Annotated in this window: 8 protein-coding genes and 1 pseudogene; all 9 read right to left on the bottom strand. The window is 47.3% G+C overall.

Going from position 1 to position 14,423, the window contains the following annotated elements:
• Nucleotides 1-1,942, bottom strand: a pseudogene (locus OB236_RS08295) (hypothetical protein); the annotation flags it as partial.
• A gap of 264 nt (nucleotides 1,943-2,206) precedes the next feature.
• Complete coding sequence (pheT, locus tag OB236_RS08290; RefSeq protein ID WP_262683533.1) at nucleotides 2,207-4,675, bottom strand: phenylalanine--tRNA ligase subunit beta; 2,469 nt, start codon at nucleotides 4,673-4,675, stop codon at nucleotides 2,207-2,209.
• A 22-nt stretch (nucleotides 4,676-4,697) separates the two neighbouring features.
• The gene (pheS, locus tag OB236_RS08285) at nucleotides 4,698-5,732 is read right to left on the bottom strand and encodes a phenylalanine--tRNA ligase subunit alpha (protein WP_262683532.1); all 1,035 of its coding nucleotides are present in this window, start codon (nucleotides 5,730-5,732) and stop codon (nucleotides 4,698-4,700) included.
• A 655-nt stretch (nucleotides 5,733-6,387) separates the two neighbouring features.
• Complete coding sequence (locus tag OB236_RS08280; RefSeq protein WP_076237806.1) at nucleotides 6,388-6,612, bottom strand: MerR family transcriptional regulator; 225 nt, start codon at nucleotides 6,610-6,612, stop codon at nucleotides 6,388-6,390.
• A 279-nt stretch (nucleotides 6,613-6,891) separates the two neighbouring features.
• Nucleotides 6,892-8,514, bottom strand: coding sequence for a copper amine oxidase N-terminal domain-containing protein (locus OB236_RS08275; RefSeq protein ID WP_262683531.1), 1,623 nt, complete (start codon nucleotides 8,512-8,514; stop codon nucleotides 6,892-6,894).
• An 89-nt stretch (nucleotides 8,515-8,603) separates the two neighbouring features.
• Nucleotides 8,604-10,916 (bottom strand): AraC family transcriptional regulator, encoded by a 2,313-nt coding sequence (locus OB236_RS08270; RefSeq protein ID WP_262683530.1) that lies wholly within the window; start codon nucleotides 10,914-10,916, stop codon nucleotides 8,604-8,606.
• Nucleotides 10,917-10,957: 41 nt separating this feature from the next.
• The gene (locus OB236_RS08265) at nucleotides 10,958-11,851 is read right to left on the bottom strand and encodes a carbohydrate ABC transporter permease (RefSeq protein ID WP_408638430.1); all 894 of its coding nucleotides are present in this window, start codon (nucleotides 11,849-11,851) and stop codon (nucleotides 10,958-10,960) included.
• Nucleotides 11,852-11,864: 13 nt separating this feature from the next.
• Entirely contained in the window at nucleotides 11,865-12,773 is a 909-nt protein-coding gene (locus OB236_RS08260; RefSeq protein ID WP_262683529.1) for an ABC transporter permease, read from the bottom strand.
• Between the two features lie 11 nt (nucleotides 12,774-12,784).
• Nucleotides 12,785-14,395: an extracellular solute-binding protein gene (locus OB236_RS08255; protein ID WP_076237811.1), complete on the bottom strand. Its 1,611-nt coding sequence runs from the start codon at nucleotides 14,393-14,395 to the stop codon at nucleotides 12,785-12,787.
• Nucleotides 14,396-14,423: the final 28 nt, after the last annotated feature.

Raw genomic sequence — 14,423 nt, 5'->3', positions numbered from 1 at the left:
CTCGAATCGCTACAGCGCTTTGCTCTTCCCGCTCTTGCAGCACCGTCTCATGCCACTCCTGCTGCTCTCTCAGCGCTTGCGCTTTCTGTTCCTCCAACTCCGCTTCACGCTCTTTCAGCGCCTGCGCCTTCTGCGCTTCCAGCTCCCCTTCACGCTCTCGAATCTGCTCTTCTCGCTCTTGCAGCACCGCTTCATGCCACTCCTGCTGCTCACGCAGCGCTTGCACTTTCTGCGCCTCGAGCTCCGCTTCTCGCTCTTTCAGCATCTGCTCGTTCTGTGCCCCCAGCTCCGCCTCGCGCTCTTTTAGCGCTTGTGCTTTCTGAGCCTCGAGTTCCACCTCGCGCTCAAGCCGCTCTTCTTCATAACTCTTTTGCGCCTCAAGCCGGTCTGCCTCATGACGTTCCTGCTGCTCATGCAGCTGATTCTCCCGCTCTTTGAGCGCTTCAGCACTTTCCAGCAGCTTTTCATTCAGCTCATCAGTCCGTGCTTGCAGCTCGGCATAGAGCTCTTGCTGCAGCTGGACCTCTTCGAGTCCACTGTTTAATTGGAGCTGTAGCTCAGCCAACTGCTCACTTTGCTCACGAAGCTGTGTCGCTGCTGCTTCCTTGTCGCGCTGGTACTGCTTCAAGCGCTCATTCAGCTCATTAAGCTCGCCTTTTCCCTGCTCGATCTGTTCTTCTAATTGCTGCTGGAGCTGACGTTCTTTGTCTAATTGCTGGTCGAACTCAAGCTGCAGTTGAATTTGTTTGGCTTGCAGCTCCTTCAATTCAGCTTGAACGGATGAACTCCGTGCCTGCTCTAATTGATGCTGCTCTTCCAATTCCTGATGCAGCTCCAGTTGAAGATCATATTCTTCCTGACGGAAACGAATTTGCTCTTGAAGCTGATCATTTTGCAGACTTAATTCTTCTATGAGCTGCTGCCTGTTTTCACTCAGCTGCTTAAATTCATTTGCTTCTGTAGTCTGCTTCTCAAGCTGCGCATTCAGGCTCGCTTGTTCCAGTGATTGCTGTTCCAGCAATTGCTCCAGAAGCTCTTTTTCCTCCAGACGGCTTGCTAGCTGCCCAGCAGCTGCATCAGCTCTTTCTGTAAGGTCGGCCAGCTCAGCTTCCTGCAATAGGCTACGTTCCAGCAGTTCGTCTCTCACTTGCTGCAGCTGCTTAAGCTGCTCCTCAGCAGCAATACGCTGTTCCTCAAGCCGTCGCTTCGAGGCCGCTTGCTGAGCTTCCAGCTGTTGCCTTGCTGACTCCTGCTCGGCTTCCAACTGCACCTTGGCAGCTTCGCGCTCAGCCTCCAACAACTGATCAGAAGCCTCCTGCTGCACTTGCAATTGCAATTCCAGCTCTACTCTTGAAGCTTCACGCTCAGCTTCCAGCTGCTCCTGATTGGACCGCTGCTGAGCCTCCAGTTGCTCCTTCGATGTTTGCCTGAGAGCACCCAGCTGCTTTTCCAGTCTGCCGCGAGCCTCGCGTTCTTCTTGCTGCTCGACCTCAAGCTGCCTGCGCCGCTGCTCAAACTCCAGTGCGGACGCTTTCAAGCGCTCAATCTCAGCCAATGCTTTTGTTCGTTCCGCCTCCAGTTGAAGGCCTCCTGCTTCCAACTGCTGCGCGTGATCGCGTTCCTTCTCCAAATCCTGCAAAAGCTGGACATGCTGCTCCTGTAATACAGCAAGCTCTTGAAGCGATTTTTCCATTTGTTGTTGTCGAACCTGTATTTGTTCCAAATCATCTCTGATTTTGCAGTAATCGTCTGACATGTGAACAGCCGCCAAAACGGCGATTTTAGGTGTATCCAAACGCGGGGAACCCGCGGAAATTTTCTGCATTTGTTCATTAACATGCGCCACCACACGTTTCATATGGGGAACACTTGCTTCTGAAACCAATTTGTATTGACTGCCAAAAATATCTACCGTCATCCGAATTTTGCCTTCATTACTCACAACAAGCTCTCCTTTCGGAATCCCACATAAGAAAAACAACTCATCGAAGCCTACTCGACGAAGATACATGGTTGCTTTTCTTGCAATATCGGAGTATTCAGCTCTGCTGAAAACTTATAAATTCCGATATTATAAACAAATTCCTCGTATCTCATTTATTTCGATACGAGGAAGCTTTTTTCCTGCTACAGCAAGGGATTTTCATCAATTTCCATAAAATGGACTTAAATAAAAATCAAATGCGGCTGCTATTCTATTTTCTTTCTATTTTCTAAGCTCAGCGCCATAAGATTGCTCCAGTGCCGTTAACACCTGTGCATGCAATTCACTAACTTCTTCATCGGTTAAAGTACGCTCCAAAGTACGGTATACCAACGCCAACGCTACACTTTTCTTATCCGCTCCAAGACGGTCCCCTGTATAAATATCGAACACCTGGATCGATTCCAATAACGCGCCAGCGACTTCTTTAACCTTGGCCGTCAGTTCACCCACCTGTAAATCACGGTTAACGACTACAGACAAGTCCCGACCGATCGCTGGGAAACGTGGCAGAGGACTATACGTAATTTGCTCATCCGCATAAGCGGCCAAGGCCTGGAAATCGACCTCAAGCACATACGTATCAGCCAAATCCCGCTGCTGCTGAAGCGCTGGATGAAGCTGACCCAGTGTTCCGATGACTTGAGTTTGGTCTCCTTCGGGCAATTGCAATGTAATATTGGCTGTTCTTCCAGGATGGAAACCATCCGGCTGCGCCGCTGTATATCCAATCTTCCCGGTAAGACCGAGGTAACCGACAAGATTTTCAAATACACCCTTCAAATCATAAAAATCAACCTCAACCGACTTTCCGCTCCAATGTGTTGCTTGCCGTTTTCCTGTTAACAAAATCGCAAGCATCAGCCGTTCCTCAGGAAGCTTGGTTAATGAAACCTCATTAGTCACGAACACTTTGCCGATTTCAAAAAGCGCCACATCATCCGTATTGCGATTACGGTTATAAGTAGCTGCCTCCATCAAATGCGGAATCAGACTGGTACGAAGTGTACTCCGATCCTCACTCATTGGCATGGACAAAGTAACAGGCTTCGATTCTTTAAAAGCTCCTGGAAAATCGTTGATTTGCTGTGGATGTGTAAAGGAATAGGTCACTGCTTCATACAAGCCGCTTCCAGTGAGCAACGTACGTGCCAAACGGCGAATAGCCTGCTCCTTATTCAATGCACCCGGAGTCGTTACACCCGTCATCAATGTTGTCGGAATATTGTCGTAGCCATATAAACGAGCAACTTCCTCGATCAAATCTACACCACGGGTAATATCACCACGACGACTTGGTACATTTACATGGAACGTCTCCCCACTCACTTCCGCATCAAAATGCAGACGTTTGAAAATCTCGCTAACCTCTTCTACAGACAAAGTAGTACCCAGGTAAGCATTAATCCGACCAACGCTCAGCTCTATACGAACCGGGTTGTGCTGCTTGGACACAGATTCCACTGTTCCCGTAGCTACTTGTCCATCCGCATATTGACTTATTAAAGCTGCGGCACGATTGAGCGCCGGCAGTACAGCCTCGGGATTAACTTCCTTTTCAAAACGCAGGGATGCTTCTGAACGAAGTCCAAGCTGACGTGAGGTTTTACGAACCGTACCTCCATCAAACTTGGCCGATTCCAGCAAAATCCTTGTTGTACCTGATGTGACTTCGGAGTTTTCGCCACCCATAACTCCGGCAATGGCTACAGGCTTCTTACCGTCCGTAATAAGCAGCATATGCGGCTCCAAGCTGCGCTCCACACCGTCTAGAGTAACCAGCTTTTCTCCGGACTGTGCCAGCCGAACATCAATATGGCCATTGTCCAGCTTATCTGCGTCAAACGCATGCAGCGGCTGTCCGTACTCCAGCATTACATAGTTCGTAATATCTACTATATTATTGATGGGTCGAATGCCTGCTGCCATCAAGCGATTTTGAATCCACAATGGAGAAGTGCCTACATGTACCCCTTCAATCAGCTTAGCGGCATAGTGAGAGCACTGCTCCTTCGCCGTGATTTCAACAGAAATCTGCTCAGAAGCTTGACGGGCAACCTTACCAGCGCCAACATTATCCGCAGCCCCTTGCTCTGAATCCGGCAGCCGTACAGGACGACCCAATACCGCAGCGATCTCGTAAGCCGCACCCAGCATGCTGAGACAGTCAGAACGGTTAGGAGTCAAATCAAAATCCAGCACCTCGTCACTGATCCCCAGCACATTCAGAATGCTTGCACCAATTTCCGTATCCCCGGGAAGAACAAGAATACCTTCCTGAATTTCCTTAGGCAGCAGCTTGTCGTTCAGTCCCAGCTCCTTGGCCGAGCAGATCATGCCCTGTGATTCCACACCGCGCAGCTTTGCGCGTTTAATGTTCAAACCGTCCGGCAGCTTGGCTCCAACTATAGCGACAGGAACCTTTTGTCCGGCATCGACATTTTTGGCACCGCAGACGATTTGCAAATCCTCTCCCTGACCTACATCCACTTTACAAACGCTCAGTTTATCGGCATCAGGATGTTTCTCACGCGACTTGACGAATCCGACGTACACACCCTCCACGCCTTTATTGCGATCCTCTACACTATCAATTTCAACGCCACTGCGTGTTAGCTTCTCCGCCAGCTCAGCAGCCGTAAATCCGCTCACATCGACATATTGAGACAACCATTGATATGAAACCTTCATCTTTGCTCACGCTCCTCTCTTTTTATACATGTACGAACTGCTTCAGGAATCGAAGGTCGTTCGTATAAAAATGTCGTATATCTTCAATATCGTATTTAAGCATAGCCACACGCTCCACACCCAAGCCAAAGGCAAATCCGCTGTACTCCTCCGGATCATAGCCTGCCATTTCCAGCACTTTCGGATGCACCATTCCTGATCCAAGAATTTCCAACCAACCGCTCTGTTTACATACGCGACAGCCTGTTCCGCCGCACATGGAGCACGTAACGTCTACTTCTGCGCTTGGTTCTGTGAATGGGAAAAAGCTCGGTCTCATACGGATCTGTGTTTGCTTACCAAATAATTCCTGAACAAATTGCAGCAGCGTTCCTTTCAAATCACTCATGCGAATATTACGATCGATCACAAGTCCCTCAATTTGTGTAAACATATGGCTGTGTGTCGCATCATCGTCATCGCGGCGATAAACACGTCCTGGACAGATGATTCTTACCGGTACCTCGCCCTTCATTTTCTCCATCGTACGTACCTGCACAGGTGAAGTATGGGTACGCATCAAAATATCCTCTGTCACATAAAAGGAATCCTGCATATCGCGTGCCGGATGGTTCTTGGGCAGGTTCAACGCTTCAAAGTTGTAGTAATCCTGTTCAACCTCCGGACCTTCTGCAACGGTATAGCCCATACCGATAAAAATATCCTCGATCTGCTGAATCACCTTGCTCAGAGGATGAGCAGCACCCACTCCGCCCGGCTTGCCCGGAAGTGTTACATCTATGGTTTCAGCGCGAAGTCTGAGCTCCGTTTCAGCCTGCTGATATTCAGTCTGCTTGCTCTCGATAACCGCCTCGATAGCGCCGCGTACATCGTTGGCCACCTGACCTATTGCTGGACGTTCCTCTGCACTTAACGCTCCCATGCCACGTAGAACCTCGGTTAACGGACCTTTTTTGCCCAAATATTTAATTCTCATATCGTTTAACTGCTGTTGATTCGTGACTTGCTCAAGCTCTAGCAAAGCCTCTACCTTTAACGCCTCTAATCGTTCTTTCATTTGCTAATCCTCCCTTGTTTCTAAATTTCTTTTACTTTCATCCCTATTAACTAATCCCACTATTCAAGTGCGGTGAATCATGAGCGAAGCGACCAAAGTAATTTGGAGATAGCGAAGCGGTGCCTTTGTTACCGTATTTTCACAACTAAATCATTTAGATAATCAGAAAATACGGTAACAACAGCAATCGGAAAATACTTTGGTCGCGCAGCGCCTCTGATTCACCGCACTTGTATCACGCATCTCAACGCAAAAAAGACGTTCCCTCATCCCGGAAAGGGACGAAAACGTCGTGGTACCACCCTTGTTTCGAAAAGCTTCCATTCCGGGCAACGATCCTCATGATCGAGTTCCCAGCAACAAGCAAAGCTTTCCGCTTGATTGAAATTAACGGTTCTAGAACGCGAACGTTCATAGCCGGTTCCCTCTACTTGCCAGCGGTCAGTGCCGTGGTTTCAAAGGACTGCTCAGGAGTGAAATTCGGCAGCCTGTTTCTGTAGAACCGCTCTCAATCTCCGGCGGCTCCTCCCTGTAAAGAGGCACTGCTTACTTGTCTCCGTCAACGCATTTCATGATATGCAACTACTAGCAGTATTATATGCAAATTCAACCTGTGATGCAAGTCAAATGGGGTAATCAAGTAAAATCTTCATTTTTAAGACTTGAGTAAACTATCCATTTCACTTTTCAGCAAAAGATATCTATGTGTGCTTCTCATAATTTTAATTTTCGTGAGGTTATGTTTATCAACATATGTTTTCATTGCATCCTTGGACAATCCCAGCAGGGCTCCAGCTTCAGTAATGGTCAGAACTTCTTCATTACTGGTAGCATTGAACGTCTTCTTAACCTTCTGGTTCCAATCTTCAAACGAAGTCATCACTTCACAACCTTTTCTCATAATAAAATTACTTAGTCATAACCTTATTATTTTAACACAATTTGCGGAAATAATCTCACTAAAAGTTGACTTTTCATAAAAAATGCGTTCACACTCTAAAACACACTATGATAATTGGATTATTTTCGGATGAAAAATGGGTTTCAATACGTCTTTGATGCACTGCTTACAAGCAAAAATAACCCGCCATTGTCTCATGAAGAGTGTAAATGGCAGGTTATTGGTGCATGTATACTCAGCATTGAGCGGCAGCCGTTGTTATCTGGTTATCTGAATGCTTCGTGCCTCGTTATACCACTCGGTTTGACCACCAAGTTGTGTGACGATAAACGTCAGCGGTACAAAATGGATGCCATCACGCTGGAGCATTTCCTTATCCATCTGTATTTCTTCGCCATTTACCAATGCAGTTTGGCTTCCTGAATTCAGCTTAATCGTCGTTAAATTTACCGGATCGATGATGGTGACGGTTTGGGCCTCCTCATTCCAATCCACACGCAGATCCAATTTTTCGCTGAGGAATGTGGTAGGTACCATCGCCACACCGTCTTCAAGGAACGGTTTTCTGCTGTTAGCTTTGTAACGATCCCCATCCATCAGAAGCAGCACCGTTTTTTTCGAGATGCCCAAATCGTCTTTGAGCAGCCGATACGCCTCTGAGGAAGGCGTAAAATTGCGCAGCACATCAACGGCAGTTATTCCCTTTTCCAGAACCAAAGCATCCTCATCGGCAGTCAATGGAACCAACTTGACCGGATTGTTGAGGTTCCAGTATTCCCCCGCTATCGAGATTTTGGCTGAGGAGAGACTTCCCCTCGATACCGCGTTCAATGAAGTAGCTTCAATCTCCAGATTGGATTTGCGCAGCTTCATCGTGTTGTCCACGTATAAATCTGCTTTCACACGGGTCGAATCGTTTAAAAATGGCAGCTCCTCCTGCAATTCCTGTTCCTTTCTGGCATGGAGACCAAGAAGAACAAAAACCGACAGTTGCTTGATCTCGGTATGAATCACCTCAATTGTCATATCGCGGTTTTTCAAAATATCCAGCATTCCAATGAGCGAATCCACGCCAGCCTTGCTTCCCGGCGTTTCAGGTATCGGGTAGCCTTCTAATGGATTTTGTAAGGCTTTACCGTCCTTGTTGTCCTGGATCCATTGATCCAGCTGAGGAGAGAGTATCGGGTAGAGCAGGTCGTACAACTCGCCAATTAATTGCTTCAGCGCCTTGTCATCCTGCATCAAATTGGTTACAAATGTTTTTGCCAGCGGTATCAGCTCTTTGCCTGATATCTCACCGTGTATTTTGTTAAGGGAAAGTGTCTCTCCGTTGACCACTTCCCTCACGTTGTCCACGTTCAGTTTACCTGGATTAGGGAGCTGCTTAATGAGGAAAGAGCTCAGACTATTCACAAATGGCTCAAACCTCTCTTCCATTTGTTTAACCAGAACAGGAGGGAGGTCTCCAGTGCTGGAGGAAGTCAGATCGATCACGATGGGCTTTTTGCCGCCTTCCAAAGCGATAATGACCTGTTCTTTGGTCATGTAGGTTTGAAAAGCGATTTTATGATTGGCGATGGTGATATAGCCCGTTGAAGAAACATTCTGCGCACTATCCATTTTAATAGCGTCGTGATGGATTTCAATATGCTCTAACAGCTTCATGACTGTCTGTTCTTTTGAAGAAGCCCTTGCCTGTGCTTGATCACCCGGAACAAGATCAAAGATTATGGTTGACTTGCCTTCCAACGACTGTGCAGTCGAAGCCTCAAAAATAGCTTTGTTAACATCCAATCCTCCAACCGCCTGACACCCGTTAAGTATCATGGGCAGGGCAATTAGCAGCGCACCGATTTTTTGTTTGCTTAAACGTCTGAACATATGCAGCTTCCTCTTCTCTCTATGTATGCTTGAATTGACAAGTCTTATGTACATAGAATTCGAGGTCAAACAGATTTTCCCTTTTTTTCTCATTTCAGATCGTTGGAAGTCCTGTAGGAGCTTGGTGTCACACCTTCGTATTTTTTGAACAGGCGGATAAAGGTGCTGATGCTGTAAAATCCGACCAGGTCGCAAATATCCTTAATAAAAATTTCGTCATTGCGCAGCAGCTCCTTAGCTTTGTCCACCCGAAGCTTGTTTATATAATCCGTCAGCGTATCCCCGACCTGCTCCTTGAAGTAACGTGACAAATAGGAGGGATGGATATCGAAGCGGGCCGATATGGTGTTGATTGACAGGTTATGATCGCGGTACTGTTCATTAATAAACTCAAGAATATCCTCCTTGAGACGAAAGTTATGGCTTTTTTTCTTCGAGTCCACATGACTGCACACCTTACCCAGAAAAAGAGTCATTCGTTCCTGCATCGCCGATACGCTGACACCGTTCATTAGATCCTGAATCGTTGTCCTGTTCTCCTCATACAGCTCCGACTGATTCAGATTCACCTCGATCGCAGCCTTCATCATGGTGCTGATGACGTCGAACAGCAGACAGCGGACCATATCCATCGGCAAGCTTTCTTCCGATAAATTATGCTTGATCACCTCATCCAAAATACCTTTGGCCTGTTCGTAATCGCCTGCCTTGACATGGTTGATCAACTGCTGCTCCTTCTCCAACGGATAGCTGTAGGAGTGATTGAAGCTTTGGATTTGATCGTAAAAAATAATTTTTTGCGCGCCAAGCAGCATTTTATATTCCATGGCTTCCATCGCCTCTTGATATGCAGTCGGCAGCTCAGCGACAGAACGGCGTATCGTGCTTACCGAAGCAGTGAAATATATATGAAATCGGCTGCCGATAAAACGTTGAGCTTCTTCCGTAAGCTGCAGCAGCTCTTGCTTGGCTTCCTCAGTGGAAAGGTTCGAAGTGAAATTAATCGTGCAGGCCAGCATTTCGTCGATTTCTGTCATCCAGCCCTGATGCTGCCGTCCGATAAGCTCCTCTACAATATTGGAAATAATATGCCTCACGAACTCACGTTTTTTCTCGACATCGGTTTCTTCCTGACGAAAGAAGCCGCTGAAATCCTCCAAATAAATGAGCAGTACAGCAAAGTAGTCCGATCTGAGCACGATTCCGTATTCCGACATGACCTCGATAACAGGGAAATCGTTCTCCACCCGTCCCTTGAGCAGCCTGACGAAGAGGTTCGAGCGCAGCACATTCTTTTGTTTTTCGATGATCCGGTTCATCTGATTGTTATGATCGAGCGTACTGTCGATGGCTTCCTCCAGATAATCGTATTCGTTCCCAACCGTACCCGGGTCCAGCTTGGAGCGCGCGGCAACAGAGCGGACCAGCTTTCCGAGAGGATCATATTGACGGCGGGCCATCAATACAGCGAGTACAATTCCTATCGCAAGCGCCAGCAGTACCGTAAGTATCGTCAGATTACGGACGTATTCCGCCTTTTGGCTGTACAGGCGCATAGGCAGTGCATATACATATTTCCAGTTGGTCCGGTTGGATTGGATATACGACAGCATGACGTCCTCACCATCCCACTGACTATGGACAAAACCGGTTTCACCATTCAGACTCTCAAAGCTGCGAGCGGCACCCGTTCGTTTTTCCGAGGAGGCCAGCAGTTGATTGGTACCGTCAAGAATATAGACCTTACCTTGATTGTAAGATTGGATGTTCCGAATGGCCGACAGCAGCCTCTCCTCGTTCAATTCAATAACGAGTGTAGCGAGAGGCGCATTACGAGCCTCTATCGGTAGTGATTGCGCAAACAATATTCCTGTACGAGGCTGCCCTTCTATCGGCTGCATGCTAAAAAACTGCCCTCGATACGGCTGAGCGAGAAACTGCTTCCACTCCTCATAGGTAAGACCCGAGGCAGATTGCTGCAAATCATAATACATACGCGCATCATAATAAGACCCTTCGGTGAGCACAAAGTCACCACTGCGAAAATACACATAAAACCTGTCCACATAACGAGTAGTGTTCGTATATAATCTGAAATCGGACAGTGCTTGCACCATCGCTATTCGTTCTTCTGGCCCGATTGTACCCGTTGAACGCATGAACTGGCGTACCTTCGAATTAAAAGCGATCATTTCGCTTAGTCGGTAAGCATAATCGATATGACTGTCAATATCCTGCTGAAGCTGGGTGAGCAAGGCTGAATTCGCACGATTGATCTCATCTTCAAGTACGCTGCGGGTTTGAAAGTACGCAACTAGCATCATGGCTATAGGTATCAACAAGACTGCAGCATAGGAACGAAGCCATCGGCCACGCACGCTGTTCATTTTCAGGCCATTCAAGATGTTCACGCTCCACGGACTTATGGCTTTGGCGAAAAGCTTTACCCTTTAATTGACCCAATCATAACACCTTTAACAAAGTATTTCTGCATAAAAGGATACACGAATAATATCGGAAGGGTAGCTACCATAATCGTCGCATACTTGATACTTTCGCCGACGGATTCGATTTCACCCGCTGAAGACTGGTTCGTCATGTACTCCGTACTGTTCTGGATTAATATTTCCCGAAGAATTAGCTGGAGCGGATATAGATCTCGTTCACGCAAATACAGCATGGCAGAGAACCAGGCGTTCCAATGACTAACACCATAGAACAGCACCATAACCGCCATAACCGGCAGAGACAGTGGAATCACCACACGGGATAAAATCGTAAAATCGTGAGCACCATCTATTTTGGCCGATTCAACCAGACTTTCCGGTATGGAGGCGAAGGAAGTCCGCAATATAATCAGATTCCACGTAGAAATCATGCCCGGAATAATCATCGCCAGCAGACTGTTGCCCAGATGCAGCCAATTGTTGACGAGCAGGTAAGAAGGAATCATTCCGCCCGAGAAAAACATCGTGAACACAATAAGCAGCATCACATATTTGGACCAGGGCACCCCTTTGCGGGACAGCACATACGCTCCCATACACGTGAAAATGAGGTTTAGCAAAGTGCCGAGCACTACGATAAACAACGTATTGCCATAACCTCGGAGAATGTTCGGATTTTGAAAAACGAGCGTGTAGGCGCTCACCGTAAAGCCCTGCGGCCAAAATAGTGCCCCGGTATGAGACAGCAGCAGCCGCGAGTCGCTTAAGGAGGACATCAGGACGTATACAAACGGATACAGTGTGATGATGATCATCGCCAGCATAAACAGCCAATTGACATATCGGAAAGCGATTTCACCTGTGCTTGTGCGGATAGTGTTCACGGACATCAATAAATCCCCCTTACCATAGACTGTTTTCACTCAGCTTCCGGCTGATTTTATTGGCAATAATGAGCAGCAGGAAATTCATCGCCGATTGGAACAAGCCGACGGCCGTTGCATAGCTGAACTCGAAGGTGGCGCCAAGTCCTTTGCGGTACACGAACGTGTTAATTACATCTGCGGTAATATACGTATTCGGGTTATACAGCAAAATGATTTTCTCAAACCCGACATCAAGCATATGACCGATTTTCAGAATGAACAAAATAATAATGATCGGTGCGATGCCAGGCAGTGTAATGTTCAGCGTCTGCCTCCACCTGTTAGCACCATCAATGCGGGACGCTTCATACAGCTCGGGATTAATGCCGGTAATGGCTGCCAAATAAATGATCGAGCCCCAGCCTACACTTTGCCAAATATCCGAGAGCACATACACAGACCGGAAATATTCAGGATGAGCCAGAAGCGCCGTACGCCCCATCCCAAAGAAATTCACAAGCAGGTCGGTAATAAAACCCTCACGCGAAACGAACTGTGTAATCATACCGCAGATCACGATCAAGGAAATAAAATGGGGCAAATACGTGATGGTCTGAACGATACGCTTGAACAATCGCCCGGCAAGTTCGTTAATCAGCAGAGCGAAGATGATCGGTGCAGGGAATGAAAACAGCAGCTGGTACACATTGAGCAGCAGTGTATTTTTGAGCAGACGCCAGAAATAATAGCTTTCGAAAAAACTTTGAAAATGCTTAAACCCTACCCAAGGGCTTCCTCTGAAGCCCTCAGCGATTCTGTAATCCTTGAACGCAATAATCGCCCCGTACATAGGCACATAATGAAACAGGATGTAATACAGCAGCACAGGAAAAATCATCAGATACAAATATTTGTGTTTTCGATAATCGATCAACCAGCTTCTCATGAGGTTCACTCCTATTTCCGTTTGTTGTAACGGTCCAGAGCCGCTTGCTTGATCGCGATAGCACGCTCGATTTTCATATTTTTCAGTTGAGCCGTGTATTTGTCGAAATTGGTGATGGGTTCTGCACCCATAATGAATTTGAGGAACATCTCGCTCTGGTAAGTCGTCACTTCGGCCATAATCGCCGACAATTCGGATGCTTCCTCAGGTGTCTGACTGACGCGTGGCAGCAGCACGTCGTTCGCATTTTTCTGATGTTTACTGAACGTGACTGAAGCTTCCTTTTGCTGCTTGTAGACGTAATATTGGTCTGCATAACGATCGTCTCCAACAAGGCCGGGCGATGGCGTAGATACACGCAAATATTTGGACATCGCTTCACCTACGGACAGCTTGTCGGGATTTTTTAGAATAAGATCCGAATATTTCGGATAGCCGCTAACCATATTGTAGGTCTGACCCTCGACACCGAATGACTTGAGCATATGGCCTTCATTGGAATAGTGATAATCGAGCCATTTAGCCGTTGCTGCTACATTTTTATTCGACGGTGTAATCCCTGCACTTCCGCCACCGCGATATTCATAAGGCTTGTTGATGAATTTGGGCTCTTCGCCTTTCTTGAGAACCGGATAAGGTGCGCCAACGAGATCAAATTTACCGTCTTTGCCCGGCGTACTGTTCAAATATTTGCCCATCCCACTGCCGATGTAAGTAAATAGCGCTCCTGCACTGCCATTCGTCACTTTAGCGTCCAGTAATTTGGCATCCTGAGTGGCAAAATCGGGATCGATCAGCCCTTCCTTGTACCACGCACTCATTTGTGTCAAATAATTTTTGTAGCCCTGCTCATAGGGACCATATTTGACGCGCCCCTGATCCATATAAAATTCATAGCCAATGCCATAGGCACCGTTAAACAGCTGTGTATTAAGGTCATTCAACCGAATCGTGAACGGTGTCTTGGCCGATTTCTTCTCCTTGAACTGGCGCAGCACATTCGTCCAGTCGTCGATCGTTTCCGGTACGGCAAGCCCCAATTCGTCGAGCCAGTCCTTGCGCAGCACCAGTCCTCCTGAAACCGCATTATTACCGATTCCTATGCCTGGGAACACATAAATGGTACCATCGTCGGTGACGATATCCTTACGAATCTCGGGATGCTCATCCAGATATTTTTTCAGATTGGGCGCATTCTTGTCGATGACATCGTTAAGCTTGATCAGTACCTTGTCCGAGATGGCTTTCTCAGGTCCTCCCGGGTATTTGGTGAAATCGGATTCAATAATGTTGGGCAGGTTGCCTGATGCGATCATCAGGTTGAACTGCTCGGTTTCGCTGCCGATTGCAGGATGCTGAAAATCGATTTTGACTCCCGTTTTCTTCTCCAGCTCCTGATAGAAGAGCACTTCGTTAAAGCTCTTTACAGACCGGGCAGCATCAGCAGGCATGGCTACCCAATACGATAGCTTGACCGGAGCGGTTGAAGCCGGGTCTGAATTAGCAGCGGAATTGGCATTGCTGGCTTTGTCGCTGGATACGCAGCCTGCCAGCAAGCTTCCGGTCAGACCGAGTATAGCTGTATATGCAGTGATTTGTTTTTTATTTATGAGTACATTCAAATTCAAGCCCTCCTATGGATAAAGCTGA

It is taken from the genome of Paenibacillus baimaensis (genome assembly GCF_025567575.1).
This window is presented reverse-complemented; position numbering and strand designations above follow the sequence as displayed.

What these genes read in the sequence shown, in the direction of transcription:
- pheT (WP_262683533.1), bottom strand. Translation starts at nt 4,675, where the DNA reads ATGAAGGTTTCATATCAATGGTTGTCTCAATATGTCGATGTGAGCGGA.
- pheS (WP_262683532.1), bottom strand. Translation starts at nt 5,732, where the DNA reads ATGAAAGAACGATTAGAGGCGTTAAAGGTAGAGGCTTTGCTAGAGCTT.
- OB236_RS08280 (WP_076237806.1), bottom strand. Translation starts at nt 6,612, where the DNA reads ATGACTTCGTTTGAAGATTGGAACCAGAAGGTTAAGAAGACGTTCAAT.
- OB236_RS08275 (WP_262683531.1), bottom strand. Translation starts at nt 8,514, where the DNA reads ATGTTCAGACGTTTAAGCAAACAAAAAATCGGTGCGCTGCTAATTGCC.
- OB236_RS08265 (WP_408638430.1), bottom strand. Translation starts at nt 11,851, where the DNA reads ATGTCCGTGAACACTATCCGCACAAGCACAGGTGAAATCGCTTTCCGA.
- OB236_RS08260 (WP_262683529.1), bottom strand. Translation starts at nt 12,773, where the DNA reads ATGAGAAGCTGGTTGATCGATTATCGAAAACACAAATATTTGTATCTG.